At 58.0% G+C, this 17252-nt stretch carries 14 protein-coding genes; 6 read left to right on the top strand and 8 right to left on the bottom strand.

Annotated elements, in window-relative coordinates; translation table 11 throughout:
- Window positions 1-2: 2 nt before the first annotated feature.
- From carB to folA, 5 genes are all read left to right on the top strand, one after another.
- The gene (gene carB, locus KB892_RS21660; protein ID WP_002888056.1) at window positions 3-3227 is read left to right on the top strand and encodes a carbamoyl-phosphate synthase large subunit; all 3225 of its coding nucleotides are present in this window, start codon (window positions 3-5) and stop codon (window positions 3225-3227) included.
- Between the two features lie 169 nt (window positions 3228-3396).
- Window positions 3397-3630: a YgdI/YgdR family lipoprotein gene (locus tag KB892_RS21655; RefSeq protein ID WP_002888059.1), complete on the top strand. Its 234-nt coding sequence runs from the start codon at window positions 3397-3399 to the stop codon at window positions 3628-3630.
- Window positions 3631-3761: 131 nt separating this feature from the next.
- Window positions 3762-4295: a glutathione-regulated potassium-efflux system oxidoreductase KefF gene (kefF, locus tag KB892_RS21650; RefSeq protein ID WP_002888068.1), complete on the top strand. Its 534-nt coding sequence runs from the start codon at window positions 3762-3764 to the stop codon at window positions 4293-4295.
- Window positions 4288-6153 carry a glutathione-regulated potassium-efflux system protein KefC gene (gene kefC, locus KB892_RS21645; RefSeq protein ID WP_004145992.1) on the top strand — a complete coding sequence of 622 codons (1866 nt, stop codon included), beginning with the start codon at window positions 4288-4290 and terminating at the stop codon, window positions 6151-6153. The genes kefF and kefC overlap by 8 nt, the downstream gene beginning before the upstream one ends.
- 173 nt (window positions 6154-6326) lie before the next feature.
- Window positions 6327-6806 carry a type 3 dihydrofolate reductase gene (gene folA, locus KB892_RS21640; RefSeq protein ID WP_002888320.1) on the top strand — a complete coding sequence of 160 codons (480 nt, stop codon included), beginning with the start codon at window positions 6327-6329 and terminating at the stop codon, window positions 6804-6806.
- A gap of 255 nt (window positions 6807-7061) precedes the next feature.
- On the opposite strand, the gene apaH is transcribed toward folA, so the two are convergent.
- From apaH to lptD, 6 genes are read right to left on the bottom strand one after another with little or no spacing between them, the layout of a single operon-like run.
- On the bottom strand, window positions 7062-7910 hold the full coding sequence (gene apaH / locus KB892_RS21635) for a bis(5'-nucleosyl)-tetraphosphatase (symmetrical) ApaH (protein WP_002888321.1): 849 nt from the start codon (window positions 7908-7910) through the stop codon (window positions 7062-7064).
- 4 nt (window positions 7911-7914) lie between these two features.
- On the bottom strand, window positions 7915-8292 hold the full coding sequence (apaG, locus tag KB892_RS21630) for a Co2+/Mg2+ efflux protein ApaG (RefSeq protein WP_002888323.1): 378 nt from the start codon (window positions 8290-8292) through the stop codon (window positions 7915-7917).
- Between the two features lie 2 nt (window positions 8293-8294).
- Complete coding sequence (gene rsmA, locus KB892_RS21625) at window positions 8295-9116, bottom strand: 16S rRNA (adenine(1518)-N(6)/adenine(1519)-N(6))-dimethyltransferase RsmA (protein ID WP_002888324.1); 822 nt, start codon at window positions 9114-9116, stop codon at window positions 8295-8297.
- On the bottom strand, window positions 9113-10102 hold the full coding sequence (pdxA, locus tag KB892_RS21620) for a 4-hydroxythreonine-4-phosphate dehydrogenase PdxA (RefSeq protein ID WP_002888327.1): 990 nt from the start codon (window positions 10100-10102) through the stop codon (window positions 9113-9115). Before pdxA ends, rsmA begins: the two co-directional genes overlap by 4 nt.
- A 5-nt stretch (window positions 10103-10107) precedes the next feature.
- Window positions 10108-11394 carry a peptidylprolyl isomerase SurA gene (gene surA / locus KB892_RS21615; protein ID WP_002888329.1) on the bottom strand — a complete coding sequence of 429 codons (1287 nt, stop codon included), beginning with the start codon at window positions 11392-11394 and terminating at the stop codon, window positions 10108-10110.
- Between the two features lie 54 nt (window positions 11395-11448).
- Window positions 11449-13797, bottom strand: coding sequence for an LPS assembly protein LptD (gene lptD, locus KB892_RS21610; RefSeq protein ID WP_004147026.1), 2349 nt, complete (start codon window positions 13795-13797; stop codon window positions 11449-11451).
- Between the two features lie 243 nt (window positions 13798-14040).
- Between lptD and djlA the strand changes: the two genes are divergently transcribed.
- Complete coding sequence (gene djlA, locus KB892_RS21605; RefSeq protein ID WP_002888332.1) at window positions 14041-14868, top strand: co-chaperone DjlA; 828 nt, start codon at window positions 14041-14043, stop codon at window positions 14866-14868.
- 32 nt (window positions 14869-14900) lie between these two features.
- Here djlA and KB892_RS21600 read toward each other — a convergent pair whose 3' ends face one another.
- Entirely contained in the window at window positions 14901-15599 is a 699-nt protein-coding gene (locus tag KB892_RS21600) for a response regulator (protein WP_002888337.1), read from the bottom strand.
- Window positions 15589-17214, bottom strand: a complete 1626-nt coding sequence (locus tag KB892_RS21595; RefSeq protein ID WP_002888340.1) for an ATP-binding protein — start codon at window positions 17212-17214, stop codon at window positions 15589-15591. The genes KB892_RS21600 and KB892_RS21595 overlap by 11 nt, the downstream gene beginning before the upstream one ends.
- Window positions 17215-17252: the final 38 nt, after the last annotated feature.

Here is a 17252-nt window from a genome sequence, read left to right as displayed (position 1 = left end):
CAATGCCAAAACGTACAGACATAAAAAGTATCCTGATTCTGGGCGCGGGCCCGATTGTTATCGGTCAGGCGTGTGAGTTTGACTACTCCGGCGCCCAGGCCTGTAAAGCGCTGCGCGAAGAGGGCTACCGCGTTATCCTGGTGAACTCTAACCCGGCGACCATCATGACCGACCCGGAAATGGCCGATGCCACCTACATCGAGCCGATTCACTGGGAAGTGGTGCGTAAAATCATCGAAAAAGAGCGCCCGGATGCGGTGCTGCCGACCATGGGCGGCCAGACGGCGCTGAACTGCGCGCTCGAGCTGGAGCGTCAGGGGGTCCTGGCTGAATTCGGCGTGACCATGATTGGCGCCACCGCCGATGCGATTGATAAAGCCGAAGACCGTCGCCGTTTCGATATCGCAATGAAAAAAATCGGCCTCGACACCGCGCGCTCTGGTATCGCCCACACGATGGAAGAGGCGCTGGCGGTTGCCGCCGACGTTGGTTTCCCGTGCATCATCCGTCCGTCCTTCACCATGGGCGGCACCGGCGGCGGTATCGCCTATAACCGCGAAGAGTTCGAAGAAATTTGTGAACGCGGCCTGGATCTCTCTCCGACCAACGAACTGCTGATCGATGAATCGCTGATCGGCTGGAAAGAGTACGAGATGGAAGTGGTGCGCGATAAGAACGATAACTGCATCATCGTCTGCTCCATCGAAAACTTCGACGCCATGGGGATCCACACCGGTGACTCCATCACCGTTGCCCCGGCGCAGACCCTGACCGACAAAGAGTACCAGATCATGCGTAACGCCTCGATGGCGGTGCTGCGTGAAATCGGCGTCGAAACCGGCGGCTCTAACGTGCAGTTCGCGGTCAACCCGAAAAACGGTCGCCTGATCGTTATCGAAATGAACCCGCGCGTCTCCCGCTCCTCGGCGCTGGCCTCTAAGGCCACCGGCTTCCCGATTGCTAAAGTGGCAGCCAAGCTGGCGGTAGGTTATACCCTTGACGAGCTGATGAACGACATCACCGGCGGCCGCACCCCGGCTTCCTTTGAACCGTCCATTGACTACGTGGTCACTAAAATCCCACGCTTTAACTTCGAAAAATTCGCCGGCGCCAACGACCGTCTGACCACCCAGATGAAGTCTGTCGGCGAAGTGATGGCGATTGGCCGTACCCAGCAGGAATCCTTGCAGAAAGCGCTGCGCGGTCTGGAAGTGGGCGCTACCGGCTTCGACCCGAAAGTGAGCCTCGACGACCCGGAAGCGCTGACCAAAATCCGCCGCGAGCTGAAAGATGCCGGCGCTGAGCGTATCTGGTATATCGCTGACGCGTTCCGCGCGGGCCTCTCGGTTGACGGCGTCTTCAACCTGACCAACATCGACCGCTGGTTCCTGGTACAGATTGAAGAGCTGGTCCGTCTGGAAGAGAAAGTGGCGGAAGTGGGCATCAACGGCCTCGACGCTGACTTCCTGCGCACCCTGAAGCGTAAAGGCTTTGCCGATGCGCGTCTGGCGAAGCTGGCGGGCGTGCGGGAAGCGGAAATCCGCAAGCTGCGCGACCAGTATGACCTGCACCCGGTCTACAAGCGCGTGGACACCTGCGCTGCGGAATTTGCTACCGATACCGCCTACATGTACTCCACTTATGAAGAAGAGTGTGAGTCCAACCCGTCCGTTGACCGCGATAAAATCATGGTCCTCGGCGGCGGCCCGAACCGTATCGGTCAGGGTATCGAATTCGACTACTGCTGCGTACACGCCTCGCTGGCGCTGCGCGAGGACGGTTACGAGACCATCATGGTCAACTGTAACCCGGAAACCGTCTCTACCGACTACGACACCTCCGACCGTCTGTATTTTGAGCCGGTGACCCTGGAAGACGTGCTGGAAATCGTGCGCATCGAGAAGCCAAAAGGCGTTATCGTCCAGTACGGCGGCCAGACCCCGCTGAAACTGGCTCGTGCCCTGGAAGCTGCCGGCGTGCCGGTTATCGGTACCAGTCCGGACGCTATCGACCGGGCGGAAGACCGTGAGCGCTTCCAGCACGCGGTTGACCGTCTGAAGCTGAAGCAGCCGGCGAACGCCACCGTCACCGCCATTGAGCAGGCGGTAGAGAAAGCGAAAGAGATTGGCTACCCGCTGGTGGTGCGTCCGTCTTATGTGCTCGGCGGCCGGGCGATGGAGATCGTCTATGACGAGCAGGATCTGCGCCGCTACTTCCAGACCGCGGTCAGCGTCTCCAACGACGCGCCGGTGCTGCTGGATCGCTTCCTCGACGATGCGATTGAAGTGGATGTCGATGCCATCTGCGATGGCGAAATGGTGCTGATTGGCGGCATCATGGAGCATATCGAGCAGGCAGGCGTCCACTCCGGCGACTCCGCCTGTTCCCTGCCGGCCTACACCCTGAGCAAAGAGATTCAGGATGTAATGCGCGAGCAGGTGCAGAAGCTGGCCTTCGAGCTGCAGGTTCGCGGCCTGATGAACGTCCAGTTCGCGGTGAAAGATAACGAAGTTTATCTGATTGAGGTCAACCCGCGTGCGGCGCGTACCGTACCGTTCGTCTCCAAAGCCACCGGCGTCCCGCTGGCGAAAGTGGCGGCGCGCGTGATGGCCGGTAAGACTCTTGCGCAGCAGGGCGTGACCAAAGAGATCATCCCGCCGTACTACTCGGTGAAAGAGGTGGTCCTGCCGTTCAATAAATTCCCGGGCGTTGACCCGCTGTTAGGGCCAGAAATGCGCTCCACCGGGGAAGTGATGGGCGTCGGCCGCACCTTTGCCGAAGCGTTCGCCAAAGCGCAGCTGGGCAGCAACTCGACCATGAAGAAACAGGGTCGCGCGCTGCTCTCCGTCCGCGAAGGCGATAAAGAGCGCGTGGTTGACCTGGCGGCGAAGCTGCTGAAGTTTGGCTTCGAGCTGGATGCGACTCACGGTACGGCGATTGTGCTGGGTGAAGCGGGCATTAACCCGCGTCTGGTGAACAAGGTGCATGAAGGTCGTCCGCACATTCAGGACCGCATCAAGAATGGCGAATATACCTACATCATCAACACCACCGCAGGTCGCCAGGCGATTGAAGACTCCAAGCTGATTCGCCGCAGCGCGCTGCAGTACAAAGTGCATTACGACACCACCCTGAACGGCGGCTTTGCCACCGCGATGGCGCTGAACGCTGACGCCACCGAGAAGGTGATTTCGGTTCAGGAAATGCACGCGCAAATCACTAAATAAGCTTCCCGGCCTGGCCGGATAGCAACAATCCTGGGCTGACGACATCGTCAGCCTATTTTTTTGGGCCGCAGCCATCTTCAGAGAGTTCTGCTTTTAACCCCCTGTCGGGTCAGGCTAACTATAGTTAGCACCATAACGATACCTATTGATGAAAAGACAGGAGGATACAATGCGGAACAATATTCTGGTGGCATCCGCACTGGCAGCGACGGCAATCATGTTCGTGGCCGGCTGCTCATCGAATCAGTCGATCAAAACCACCGACGGCAAGACCATTGTCACCAGCGGCAAACCGCAGGTGGATGATGACACCGGCCTTGTCTCATACAAAAATGCCGAAACCGGCCGCGTGGAGCAGATTAACCGCGACCAGGTGAAGTCCATGGACGAGCTGGATAACTAAGGCCTGACGTTAACCCTCAGGGCGCGCGTTGCGTAAGCCATCGCGACATAAATCACAGTTATCATTGTAAGCGGTTCGCTTAACTGTCTACACTCTTGCTGATTACGACAAGAGCAAACGCAGGCCAATCAATGATTCTGATAATTTATGCGCATCCTTATCCGCAGCATTCTCATGCGAATAAGCGAATGCTTGAACAGGCAGGGACGCTTGAAGGCGTAGAGATACGCTCCCTCTATCAACTCTATCCCGACTTTAATATCGATGTCGCCGCCGAGCAGGCGGCGCTGGCCCGTGCCGATCTGGTTATCTGGCAGCATCCTATGCAGTGGTATAGCGTACCGCCGCTGCTCAAGCTGTGGATGGACAAGGTGCTGTCGCACGGCTGGGCCTATGGTCACAACGGTATTGCCCTGCGCGGTAAATCGCTGATGTGGGCGGTCACTACCGGCGGCGGTGAAAGCCACTTTGATATCGGTTCGTTTCCCGGTTTCCCGGTGCTGGCGCAGCCTCTGCAGGCAACTGCGCTTTACTGCGGGATGAAATGGCTGCCGCCGTTCGCTATGCACTGCACCTTTATCTGCGATGATGAAACGCTGCAGGCGCAGGCCCGCCGCTATCGTCAACGCTTAATCGACTGGCAGGAGGCACACCAGAATGGATAGCCATACGCTGATACAGGCGTTGATTTACCTCGGCGCCGCGGCGCTGATTGTGCCCATCGCCGTCCGTCTGGGGCTGGGGTCAGTGCTGGGCTATCTCATCGCCGGCTGTATTATCGGCCCGTGGGCGCTGCGGCTGGTGACCGATGCCGAGGCGATTCTGCACTTTGCCGAGATTGGCGTGGTGCTGATGTTGTTCGTCATTGGTCTGGAGCTCGATCCGCAGCGCTTATGGAAGCTGCGCGCCTCGGTGTTTGGCGGCGGCGCACTGCAGATGGTGGCCTGCGGGGTGTTGATCGGCCTGTTCTGCATGCTGCTGGGCCTGCGCTGGCAGGTGGCCGAGCTGATTGGTATGACTCTGGCGCTTTCTTCCACAGCCATTGCTATGCAGGCGATGAATGAGCGCAATCTGACGGTGTCGCAGATGGGGCGGAGCGCCTTCGCGGTGCTGCTGTTCCAGGATATCGCCGCGATCCCGCTGGTGGCGATGATCCCGCTGCTGGCGGCCAGCGGCGGCGCCACCTCGCTGATGGCTTTTGCCCTCTCCGCGCTGAAAGTGGCCGCAGCGCTGGCGCTGGTGGTGGTCCTTGGGCGCTATCTGACCCGGCCGCTGCTGCGCTTTGTCGCCCGTTCCGGCCTGCGCGAAGTGTTCAGCGCCGTGGCCCTGTTCCTGGTCTTCGGCTTTGGCTTATTGCTGGAAGAGGTGGGGCTGTCGATGGCGATGGGGGCGTTTCTCGCCGGGGTGCTGCTGGCCAGCTCCGAATATCGTCATGCGCTGGAGAGTGATATTGAGCCGTTTAAAGGACTGCTGTTGGGGCTGTTCTTTATCGGCGTCGGCATGTCGATTGATTTCGGCACCCTGGTCACCCATCCGCTGCGTATTGTGATTTTGCTGGTCGGTTTCCTGGCGATAAAAATGCTGATGCTGTGGCTTATCGCCAGGCCGCTTGGCGTACCGCGCGCCCAGCGCCGCTGGTTTGCGGTGCTGCTGGGGCAGGGGAGTGAGTTCGCGTTTGTGGTGTTTGGCGCCGCGCGGATGGCGGATGTACTGGACGGCGAATGGGCAAAAGCGTTGACCCTGGCGGTGGCCCTGTCGATGGCGGCAACCCCCATTCTGCTGGTGCTGCTGACCCGTCTGGAGAAATCGTCCAGCGGCCAGGCGCGTGATGCTGACGAGATTGATGAAGAGCAGCCGCGGGTGATTGTCGCCGGCTTTGGCCGCTTCGGGCAGATTGCCGGGCGATTGCTGCTCTCGAGCGGGGTGAAGATGGTGATCCTCGATCATGACCCGGACCATGTCGATACCCTGCGCAAATTTGATATGAAGGTTTTCTACGGCGATGCCACCCGGGTCGATCTGCTGGAGTCGGCCGGGGCCGAAAAGGCGGAAGTGCTGATCAATGCCATTGACGATCCGCACGTCAGCCTGGAGCTGGTGGCGAGGGTAAAAGAGCATTTTCCGCATCTGCAGATCATCTCCCGCGCCCGCGATGTCGATCATTACATTCAGCTGCGCCAGGCTGGCGTCGAGGCCCCGGAGCGTGAAACCTTCGAGGCGGCGCTGAAGTCCGGCCGAATGACGCTGGAGGCGCTGGGGCTCGGCGCCTATGAAGCGCGCGAGCGGGCCGATCTGTTCCGTCGATTCAACCTGCAGATGGTCGAAGAGATGGTGGCGATGGCGGAAAACGATGCCGCGTCGCGGGTGGCGGTCTTCAAGCGGACCAGCGATATGCTGACCGGCATCATCAACGAAGATCGTCATCATCTGTCGCTGGTGCAGCGTCATGGCTGGCAGGGTACGGAAGAGGGCAGGCACACCGGGGATATTGCCGATGAGCCGGAAAATAAGCCCTCAGCCTGAGGCTGACCAGTAACATTTTGTTTTCGTTTGGATCCTCTTCTGGCGGCCCACGGTGTGAACGTGGGCTTGCCAGCAAATCAGAAAATTTTCTTATTCTTTACCCTCCGGCCAGTCGACGAAGTTGTACGCTTTCCGTATAGTGGCGACAATTTTTTGCACTCGGGAATGAATGAATGATCAGTCTGATTGCGGCGTTAGCGGTAGATCGCGTCATTGGTATGGAAAACGCCATGCCATGGAACCTGCCTGCCGATCTCGCCTGGTTCAAACGCAACACGTTAAATAAGCCGGTGGTGATGGGGCGTCTGACCTGGGAATCCATTGGGCGCCCATTGCCGGGGCGTAAAAATATCGTGATCAGCAGCAAACCCGGCAGCGACGATCGCGTGCAGTGGGTCTCCTCCGTAGAAGAAGCAATTGCCGCCTGCGGCGATGTGGAAGAGATTATGGTGATCGGCGGCGGCCGGGTGTATGAGCAGTTCCTGCCGAAAGCGCAGAAGCTCTACTTGACCCATATTGATGCGGAAGTGGAAGGCGATACCCATTTCCCGGATTACGATCCGGACGAATGGGAGTCGGTGTTCAGCGAGTTTCATGACGCCGACGCGCAGAACTCCCATAGCTACTGCTTTGAGATCCTCGAACGCCGTTAAGCGGGCAGGATAGCGATAAAAAAACCCCGGTCGCGTCTGGCGTGACCGGGGTTTTCTTTTGCATGAATTGCGCGACGATGGCGCACTCAGTATCTCGTCATGTTTCCCGTCGCGGGCTTCGTCTTCTTTCTGAAGCGCTCCCCGGGGCGACAAATAGCACATAAACGTAGGTCGGGTAAGGCGTTAGCCGCCACCCGACAAAACGACGCCGCAGGTAGCCCGGATAAGGCGCAACGCGCCGCTATCCGGGAAGAGTCAGGACGCGACGGCTTCGCCTTCGTCGAGGCTTTTCTGCCGGTTTGACGGCTGGGTGAAGTACTGCTTATCTTCCCAGCGCAGGCAGGTGAGTTCCCCGCCCCAGCAGCAGCCGGTATCCAGGGCGTAAATCCCCTCCGGCGTGCCGCGTCCCTCCAGCGAAGCCCAGTGGCCAAAGGCAATGCTGTAGGCATTGCTGACCGGGCCGGGAATGGCAAACCACGGCTTCAGCGGCGCCGGGGCGTCCTCGGGCGCTTCCTTCGAATACATATCCAGCTGGCCGTTCGGGAAACAGTAGCGCATGCGGGTAAAGGCGTTAGAGATAAAGCGCAGGCGCGCCAGGCCGCTCAGCTCGTTGCTCCAGTGGTTCGGCATGTCGCCGTACATGGCATCGAGGAAGAAAGGATAGGAGTCGCTGGAGAGCACTGCTTCAACATCGCGCGCGCACTGCTGGGCGGTCTCCAGATCCCACTGCGGGGTAATGCCGGCGTGGGCCATCACCAGCTTTTTCTCTTCATCCACCTGCAGCAGCGGCTGGCGACGCAGCCAGTTGAGCAGCTCATCGGCATCCGGCGCTTCCAGCAGTGGTTTCAGACGATCCTTCGGCTTGTTGCGGCTGATACCGGCAAAGACCGCCAGCAGGTGTAAGTCATGGTTGCCCAGCACCAGTCGTACGCTGTCGCCCAGAGATTTGACATAGCGCAGGACCTCCAGCGATCCCGGGCCTCGGGCCACCAGATCGCCGGTCAGCCACAGCGTATCTCTCCGCGGATCGAATTCAACCTGCGCTAATAATGCGATCAGTTCATCGTAGCAACCGTGAACGTCGCCAATAAGGTATGTTGACATTGTTTTAATGAATGAGCGTTGGAACTGCGAGACGGAAAACAGGGATCTCAATACGGAACGGCGCGCCGTCGATATCGATCATCTCATAATGACCCTGCATGGTTCCCAGCGGCGTTTCAATCACTGCGCCGCTGGTATATTGATATTCACCGCCGGCGGGAATATGCGGTTGCTCGCCGACCACCCCTTCACCCTGAACTTCAGTCTCACGACCGTGGCCGTTAGTGATGAGCCAGTAGCGGCCAAGCAGCTGAACCTGACTCCGCCCCAGGTTGCGAATGGTGACGGTGTAAGCGAAGACGTAGCGCTCTTCTTCCGGGGAAGACTGCGATTCGATATAGACGCTCTGTACCTGGACACACACCCGGGGCGAATGAATCATGGTTAGCTCTCCTTCGTTGGCAGATTGTCAGACAGCCAGTTGGCCATCAGGCAGTACTGCGCCACGGAAATATTTTCGGCGCGCATGGCCGGGTCGATGCCCAGCTCGGTCAGCACTTCCACGCTGAACAGATTGCCGAGACTGTTGCGGATAGTCTTGCGGCGCTGGTTGAACGCTTCGGTGGTGATGCGGCTCAGCACCCGGATCTCTTTGACCGGATACGGCATGGTGCTGTGCGGCACCAGGCGTACCACCGCGGAGTCGACCTTAGGCGGCGGGGTAAACGCGCTCGGCGGCACTTCGAGTACCGGGATCACCTGGCAATAATATTGCGCCATCACGCTTAACCGACCATACGCCTTACTGTTCGGTCCGGCAACCAGACGATTCACTACTTCCTTCTGCAGCATAAAGTGCATATCGGCAATGGCATCAGTATAGCTGAACAGATGGAACATCAGCGGGGTCGAGATATTGTACGGCAGGTTGCCGAAGACGCGCAGCGGCTGGCCCATTTTCTCCGCCAGTTCGCCAAAGTTCATGGTCATCGCATCCTGCTGATAGATGGTCAGCTTTGGACCGAGGAACGGATGCGTCTGCAGGCGAGCCGCCAGATCGCGGTCCAGTTCGATGACGGTCAGCTGGTCAAGGCGTTCGCCGACCGGCTCGGTCAGGGCCGCCAGGCCGGGGCCGATTTCAACCATCGCCTGGCCTTTCTGCGGGTTAATCGCCGAGACGATGCTGTCGATCACAAACTGATCGTTGAGGAAGTTCTGCCCGAAGCGTTTACGGGCTAAATGGCCCTGATGGACTCGATTATTCATTGGGTATTAACAATCATTTTGATGGCGAGATTAAGCGCCGTGATAAAACTGCCGACGTCCGCTTTTCCCTGGCCCGCTAATTCCAGTGCGGTGCCGTGGTCGACGGAGGTACGAATAAAAGGTAAACCGAGCGTAATGTTCACGCCGCGGCCAAAGCCCTGGTATTTTAGCACGGGCAGGCCCTGATCGTGGTACATCGCGAGTACCGCATCGGCATGATCAAGATATTTCGGCTGAAAGAGGGTGTCTGCCGGCAGCGGACCGCTGAGGTTCATCCCCTTTGCGCGCATCTCTTCCAGCACCGGAATGATGGTGTCTATCTCTTCTGTTCCCATATGGCCGCCTTCGCCAGCGTGCGGGTTAAGCCCGCAAACCAGCACATGCGGCTGGGCAATGCCAAATTTCGTGCGCAGGTCGTGATCGAGAATGGTGATGATCTCGCGCAGTAGCTCGGGGGTAATCGCTTCGCTGATGGCTTTCAACGGCAGATGGGTGGTGACCAGCGCCACCCGCAGCTCCTCGGTCGCCAACATCATCACCACTTTGCTGGCCTTCGCGCGCTCTTCAAAGAACTCGGTATGACCGGTAAAGGCGATACCGGCGTCGTTGATGTTGCCTTTATGCACCGGGCCGGTCACTAACGCCGCAAACTCGCCGCTAAGGCAGCCGTCGCAGGCGCGCGCCAGCGTCTCCACTACGTAGGCGCCGTTTTGCACATTCAGCACGCCGGGCTCCGCCGGGACGTTTAGCGGCACGTTCAGCAGCGTCAGGGTACCGGCGCGCTGAGGAACAGGAGGTTGCGCGGGATCGTAAGGGAGGAGAGATAAAGGAAGACCGAGCCGCTTGGCTCGGTCAGTTAACAGGGCGCCATCGGCGCAAATCACCAGCTCAACTGGCCAGTCGCGCTGGGCAAGCTGCACGACCAGGTCAGGGCCAATCCCGGCGGGTTCGCCGGGAGTGATAACAACTTTACGGGTTTCAGGCATCGATATTAGTTGCTCAGAATTTTAACATACGCACTGGCGCGCTGTTCCTGCATCCAGGTTGCCGCTTCTTCAGAGAATTTGCGGTTCATCAGCATGCGGTAAGCACGATCTTTCTGCGCGGCGTCGGTTCTGTCGACCTGACGGCTATCCAGCAGTTCGATCAGATGCCAGCCAAAGGAAGAGTGCACCGGTCCGCTGGTCTGCCCTTTGTTCAGACGCATCAGCGCATCGCGGAACGCCGGGTCAAAGATGTCCGGCGTGGCCCAGCCTAAATCACCGCCCTGGTTTGCCGAGCCCGGATCTTCCGAATAGGTTTTCGCCGCTTGAGCAAACGTGATTTTCCCGCTCTTAATCTCGGCTGCGATCTGTTCCAGCTTAGCCTGAGCCTGGGCGTCGTTCATGATCGGCGACGGTTTCAGCAGAATATGACGGGCGTGAACCTCGGTAACGGAGATATTCTGGGTACCACCGCGCAGGTCGTTGACTTTCAGAATGTGGAAACCAACGCCGGAACGAATCGGACCGACGATATCCCCTTTCTTCGCCGTGCTTAACGCCTGAGCGAAAATGCCCGGCAGCTCCTGGATACGGCCCCAGCCCATCTGGCCACCCTTCAGCGCCTGTTGGTCAGCGGAGTAGGTGATCGCCAGTTTGCCGAAGTTGGCGCCGTTGCGCGCCTGCTCAACGATGGAGTTTGCTTGCTCCTGGGCCGCGGCGACTTCATCAGAGGTCGGGTTCTCCGGCAGCGGGATCAGGATGTGGCTCAGGTTGAGCTCGGTGCTGGCGTCGTTCTGGTCGCCGATCTGTTTCGCCAGCGCTTCCACTTCCTGCGGCAGCACGGTGATGCGACGACGCACTTCATTGTTACGCACTTCCGAAATCAGCATCTCTTTACGGATCTGGTTACGGTAGGTGTTGTAGTTGATGCCTTCATAGGCCAGACGGCTGCGCATCTGATCCAAGGTCATATTATTTTGTTTGGCGATGTTGGCGATAGCCTGATCGAGCTGGTCGTCAGAGATCTTCACGCCCATCTTCTGCCCCATCTGTAACACGATCTGGTCCATGATCAGTCTTTCGAGGATTTGATGGCGCAGGGTGGCGTCATCCGGCAGCTGTTGGCCAGCCTGACCAGCATTGAGCTTAACCGATTGCATCAAACCATCGACGTCGCTTTCCAGCACGACGCCATTATTGACGACGGCCGCTACTTTATCGACCACCTGGGGGGCAGCGAAACTGGTATTCGCGATCATGGCGATACCGAGAAGCAGCGTTTTCCAGTTCTTCATACTTTTTCCATTTCGATTAACCGCAAATGCGGATGATGTTGTAAACCAGCCGCATCACAGGGAGCTCTGGTACGGTAAAATGTTCGAGCGCAGCATCTGCTGGGTGCCGAGGCCGTAGTTAGAGCTCAGACCGCGCAATTCGATATTGATTCCGAAGGTGTTATCGTATTTGCTCTCGCCGCCGTTGTCGTTGCTGTTCCAGCCGTTGACTTTACGTTCGTAGCCAAGACGGATGGCGTAGCAGCAGGAGTTATACTGCACACCCAACATCTGGTTTGCTGCTTTCCGGGTATTAGTATCGTAGTAGTAGGCCCCGACCACGGACCAGCGATCGACAATCGGCCAACTGGCGGTCATCCCCACCTGCGAAATACCCTGTTTATATTGTGCCGCGGTGGAATATGACGGCAGCGTGGCCTGAATATATTCCGGGCTGGCGTAACGATAGTTAAGCTGAACTAAGCGGTTCTCATCGCGACGGTATTCAATGGTGCCGTTACCAGTGGCAACGTTATCCAGACGCGTATCGTACTGGATCCCTCCGCGCAGACCCCATTCATCGGCAATGCGCCAGTAGGTATCGCCGGCCCAGACCAGTGAACCCGTGGTATCGTTGTTCTCCCAGTTGATGTTGTCATCACCGGTGCGTGACTCGGTGAAATAGTAGATTTGACCAACGGAAATATTAAAACGTTCCACCGCGGCGGCATCATACACGCGCGAGGTGAGCCCGGTGGTGACCTGATTAGCCGACGCGATGCGGTCCAGACCGCTATAGGTACGGTCGCGGAACAGACCGGTGTAATCCGACTGCAACAGCGTGGAGTCGTAGTTGCCGATTTCACTCTGATCGCGGTACGGCACGTACAGATACTGCACGCGCGGTTCCAGCGTTTGGGTGAATCCCTCCTGCAGGTCGCGTTCAAAGACCATTTTGCCGTCGACTTTAAACTGCGGCATTACGCGGCTGACGGACTCTTTATAGTCAGTGCCGTTGGCGGCATTGTACTTATCGAGGTTGCTCTGCTGGTAGTGAGTCGCCAGCAGCTTGGCTTCGGTATTCAGACTGCCCCAACCGTTGGACAGCGGCAGGTTGATCGTCGGTTCGAAGTGAACGCGGGTCGCTTCCGGCATGTTGTTATTCGAGTTAACAAAATGGGCAACCTGTCCATAGAGATGGGTATCGAACGGACCGACATCATTCTGGTAGTAGTTGACGTCGAGCTGCGGCTCAGCCGAATAGGAGTTGCTCGATTCGCGGTCAAAGACCTGGAACTGTTTGGTCGATACCGTGGCGTCAAAGTTCTGGTTGACGTAACCGGCGCTGAATTTCTGCGTCGCATAGCCATCGGTACTGGAACCATATTTCGAGCTGAAGTCGTTGAAGTAGTCAGGATCGCTGACCTTGGTGTAGTCAGCGTTCAGACGCCATACCTGATCGATAACCCCTGAGTGGTTCCAGTAGAACAGCCAGCGGCGGCTGTTGCTGTCGCTCGAGTGGTCGTCTTCGTAGACTTTATCCGACGGCAGGTAGTCGAATTCAGTTAAGCCGCTGCCGAGCTGGGTCAGATAGCGGAACTCGTTTTCCCACATCACGCCGCCGCGTTTGTTCATATAGTGCGGAGTAATGGTGGCATCGAAGTTTGGCGCGATGTTCCAGTAGTACGGCAGGGAGAATTCCACGCCGTTTTTGGTGCTGTATTTCGCGTTCGGGATCAGGAAGCCTGAACGACGCTTATCGCCCACCGGCAGCTGCAGGTAGGGGCTATAGAAAATCGGCACAGAGCCAAGCTTGAAGCGGGCGTTCCAGATCTCGGCAACCTGCTCTTCGCGATCGTGGATAACTTCGCTGCCGACGACGCTCCAGGTGTCGGAGCCCGGCAGACAGGAGGTAAAGCTGCCGTTTTCGAGAATGGTATAGCGGTTTTCACCGCGCTGTTTCATCAGGTCGGCGGTGCCGCGTCCCTGGCGTCCGACCATTTGATAATCGCCCTGCCAGACGTTGGTATCTTTGGTATTCAGATTCGACCAGGCTTTTGGCCCTTTGAGGATCACCTGGTTATCGTCGTAATGCACGTTGCCCAGCGCGTCCACCGTGCGCACCGGCTGCGCCTGGCCCGCGGCCTGCTGCTGGTGCAGCTGAACTTCGTCGGCGCGGAGGCGACTATTCCCCTGGTTAATATCGACGTTGCCGGTAAAGACGGCGTTGTCCGGGTAGTTGCCCTTCGCATGATCGGCGTTAATCGTCACCGGCAGATCGCCAGGACGACCTTCCACGAGCGGACGATCATAGCTTGGCACGCCAAGCATACATTGCGTTGCGAGATCGGCAGCGAGGCCTTGTTGGCTATACAAGGCGCTGGCAATCATCGTAGCCAGGAGGCTGGGAATACGTTTTTTCATACGTTGTATTTATTGTTCCATCATCTTGTGACAGCGGCTTGCAAACGGTCAGAGCCTAACTTACTCAACATTATCACGCTAGTGTTAATCCTGCCCGTTTCGAGCCCGAGCGTTAGGCACCCTGTTGAATGACGAGTATGATAAAGCAAATTATAGGCTATGTCCCACAATTGACCGAGGCGCGAGTGCCGGGTAACGTGCGGTCATATTCGAGCTTAACGGCGATAAACAGTTGGGGAGTCTATGCAGTATTTGGGTAAAGTGATTGGCGTGGCAGTGGCTTTGCTGATGGGTGGTGGGTTCTGGGGCGTGGTGCTTGGCTTTCTGGTCGGCCATATGTTTGACCGGGCGCGCAGCCGCCGGTTAAATCTCTTCGCCAATCAGCAGGAGCGTCAGTCGCTCTTCTTTTCCACCACCTTCGAAGTGATGGGGCACCTGACCAAATCCAAGGGCCGCGTTACCGAAGCGGATATTCATGTCGCCAATGTGCTAATGGATCGCATGAACCTGCATGGCGCCTCGCGCACCGCGGCGCAGCAGGCGTTTCGCGACGGTAAGGCCGACAACTATCCCCTGCGCGAGAAAATGCGTCAGCTGCGCAGCGTCTGCTTTGGCCGTTTCGATCTGATTCGGATGTTTCTGGAAATTCAGCTGCAGGCGGCGTTCGCTGATGGCGAACTGCATCCTAACGAACGGGAAGTGCTGTTCGTCATTGCCGACGAGCTCGGCATCTCCCGCGCCCAGTTCGATCAATTCCTGCGGATGATGCAGGGCGGCGCCCAGTTTGGCGGCGGTTCGCAGCAGCGCTCTTATGGCCAGCATGGCGGCAACGCCGGCTGGCAGCAGGCGCAGCGTGGGCCGACCCTCGAAGATGCCTGCAATGTGCTGGGAGTAAAACCGACCGACGACGCGGCGACGGTGAAGCGCGCCTATCGCAAGCTGATGAACGAACATCATCCGGACAAGCTGGTAGCGAAAGGTCTGCCGCCGGAGATGATGGAGATGGCCAAACAGAAGGCCCAGGAGATCCAGAAGGCCTGGGAGCTGATCAAAGAGCAGCGCGGCTTCTGACGTTTCCAGCCCCTCCCGTCCGGCGAGGGGTTTTAACTTTTGACCTTAGCGCGGCGATACAGCCGCCGCGGATGGCCAATTTTTCCGTACAGCATCTCCACTTCCAGAAAACCGGTCTCAACGCCGTGCTCCAGATAGCGACGGGCGGTGGTTTTGCTGAGCCCGGCGGCGCTGACCACTTCATCAACGGAAAAACAGTGCGCTTCCCGGTCGCTAAACAGTCCCTGCACCAGCGCCAGCGTTTTCTCTTCAATCCCCTTGCTGCCGCTATCCACGCGATAGTTCTTCGCCTGCAGTTGATAGAGGGAATCGACGTTTTGCTGATCGACGATTTTCCACTCTCGTTGCTGATCGTAGAACTGGATAAAGCGCTCCAGCGACTGGCTCAGCCGCTTCCATGATACCGGCTTAAGGATATAGTCGAAGGCGCCGTTGCGGATGGCCTGGCTGCAGGTTTCCATATCGCTGGCGGCGGTGATAAAGATCACCGAGCATTGGCTGGTCGCCAGCGCCGGGTCGGTCATCAGCGTGACGCCTTTGCCGTCCGGTAAATAGTTATCCAGCAGCACCAGCTGCGGCGGCGTGGCGTGAAGCAGCTGCCGCGCCTGGGCGAGGGAGGCCGCCATGCCTGCCAGCCGCAGTCGCGGGTGTTTTTGCACAAGCTCGGCGTGCAGGCGCGCCAGTTCGCTCTCATCTTCAATGATTAGCACATCGACCAGGTCATGATGCATCGTGGGCCTCCGGTTGCGGACAGGCGTGCGCGTCGGCCGGGATAAATAGGGTGAAGATCGTTCCCCGCGGCGCGTTATCGGCGACTTCGATGGTGCCGCCCGCCTGAGTGACATAATGTTCAATAAGATACAGACCAATGCCGTGATCGCCACGGGTTTTGGTGGTGACGCCGCGTTCAAAAATGCGCTCGCGGATATCGGGGCGGATGCCGACGCCGCGGTCGGCCACTTCGATAATCAACTCCCGGGCGTTGAGCTGGATCAGGACTTCAACCGGCTCATGCGGCAGCTCGGCACGCTGCGTGGCTTCGATGGCGTTATCCAGCAGGTTGCCGATGATGGAGATCAGCTCGGATTCCATTAGTGACGGCAGGGGGCGGTCGATGCGGCAGGCCGGGTCGAAGCTCAGCGCCACGCCTTTTTCGCGGGCGCGGGTGGCTTTGCCGAGCAGCAGACCGCATAGCGTCGGCGAGTGGAAGTGCGAGGAGATAAAATCCAGTAGCTCCTGAGCATGTTCCGACTGGGCCTGAATATAGCGGATCGCTTCGTCATAATGGCCCATATGCAGCAGGCCGGAGAGGGTAGTCATCCGGTTGAGCTGCTCGTGGCGCATGATGCGCAGATTGTCGACATAGCGCTTCACCTGGCTCAGCTGGGCGGTGAGGGCATTGATTTCATTGCGGTCACGGAATGTGATCACCCAGCCCTGCAGGGTATTCTCCAGCATAATGCGCACCCGACTGGCGAGCACGGTCAACTGGTTGAAGCGGCATAGCTCATCGTGGGTATCGCGTTCGAGCATGTCGCCGCTGGCGAAAAAGGGCTGCGGCGAAATGACGCTGTCGATCGACTGACCGCGCAGCTGGCGGGCGGGCTGGCTGAGCCCCAGCAGGCTGCGGGCGGCATGGTTTATCACCTCAATACGCCGCTGGCGATCGATGACGATCACCCCCTCAAAGATCGACTCCATCATCGCCTTTTGCTGGCGAACCAGCAGGCCAATTTCCCGCGGCTCGAGCGAAAAAATCTGCTTCTTGATACTGCGGGTAAAGTACCAGGAGAAGATAAACAGGGCGATGAGCAGCAGGACGGCGGCGATAAAAATATTGATCACTTTAGTCAGAGTAATGCTGTCGAGATAGCTGGTGAGGTAGCCGACGGAGACAATACCGATCACTCGCCCTGCGTCATCAACGATGGGCGTTTTGCTGCGCAGCGAGACCCCGAGGCCGCCTTTGCGAATGGTGGTGATGGATTTCCCTTCCAGTACCGCCTGGTTGTCGCCGCCGACCAGTCGGGTGCCAACCCACTCCGGATGGACGGAATGAAACAGATGAACTCCCTGACGGTCGCCGATGACGATAAAGCTGGCGTCGCTATGGGCGGCGATTTGCTGCATAAACGCCTGAATCGCCTGTGGGTCGTGCCGGCTGACCTGTTGACGTAAATTCGGCATCAGGGCTATCTCTTCGGCCTGTATTTTGGCCCGGGCGCTCATCTCCTGATAAAGCTGGCGGCTGGCGTCAAAATAATAATAAATGCCCAGCGCGATAAAAAGGACCGAGAAAAAAGCGACCAGAGAAATAAACAGCTTATATTGAAAAGATAATTTCATAGGCCCCGGACGACGTATTAACCATAGCGGCACTCTAT

This window comes from Klebsiella sp. P1927, assembly GCF_018204675.1.
Lineage (GTDB): Bacteria > Pseudomonadota > Gammaproteobacteria > Enterobacterales > Enterobacteriaceae > Klebsiella > Klebsiella pneumoniae.
Note: the sequence above shows the minus strand (reverse complement) of the source record. Positions and strands in the feature narration are given on the sequence as shown.

Excerpts from the sequence above, each read along its gene's own strand:
- apaH (WP_002888321.1), bottom strand. The coding sequence starts at position 7,910 with ATGTCAACATACCTTATTGGCGACGTTCACGGTTGCTACGATGAACTG.
- KB892_RS21595 (WP_002888340.1), bottom strand. The coding sequence starts at position 17,214 with ATGAAATTATCTTTTCAATATAAGCTGTTTATTTCTCTGGTCGCTTTT.
- surA (WP_002888329.1), bottom strand. The coding sequence starts at position 11,394 with ATGAAGAACTGGAAAACGCTGCTTCTCGGTATCGCCATGATCGCGAAT.
- kefC (WP_004145992.1), top strand. The coding sequence starts at position 4,288 with ATGGATAGCCATACGCTGATACAGGCGTTGATTTACCTCGGCGCCGCG.
- apaG (WP_002888323.1), bottom strand. The coding sequence starts at position 8,292 with ATGATTCATTCGCCCCGGGTGTGTGTCCAGGTACAGAGCGTCTATATC.
- pdxA (WP_002888327.1), bottom strand. The coding sequence starts at position 10,102 with ATGCCTGAAACCCGTAAAGTTGTTATCACTCCCGGCGAACCCGCCGGG.
- folA (WP_002888320.1), top strand. The coding sequence starts at position 6,327 with ATGATCAGTCTGATTGCGGCGTTAGCGGTAGATCGCGTCATTGGTATG.
- lptD (WP_004147026.1), bottom strand. The coding sequence starts at position 13,797 with ATGAAAAAACGTATTCCCAGCCTCCTGGCTACGATGATTGCCAGCGCC.
- rsmA (WP_002888324.1), bottom strand. The coding sequence starts at position 9,116 with ATGAATAATCGAGTCCATCAGGGCCATTTAGCCCGTAAACGCTTCGGG.
- KB892_RS21600 (WP_002888337.1), bottom strand. The coding sequence starts at position 15,599 with ATGCATCATGACCTGGTCGATGTGCTAATCATTGAAGATGAGAGCGAA.
- kefF (WP_002888068.1), top strand. The coding sequence starts at position 3,762 with ATGATTCTGATAATTTATGCGCATCCTTATCCGCAGCATTCTCATGCG.
- djlA (WP_002888332.1), top strand. The coding sequence starts at position 14,041 with ATGCAGTATTTGGGTAAAGTGATTGGCGTGGCAGTGGCTTTGCTGATG.
- carB (WP_002888056.1), top strand. The coding sequence starts at position 3 with ATGCCAAAACGTACAGACATAAAAAGTATCCTGATTCTGGGCGCGGGC.
- KB892_RS21655 (WP_002888059.1), top strand. The coding sequence starts at position 3,397 with ATGCGGAACAATATTCTGGTGGCATCCGCACTGGCAGCGACGGCAATC.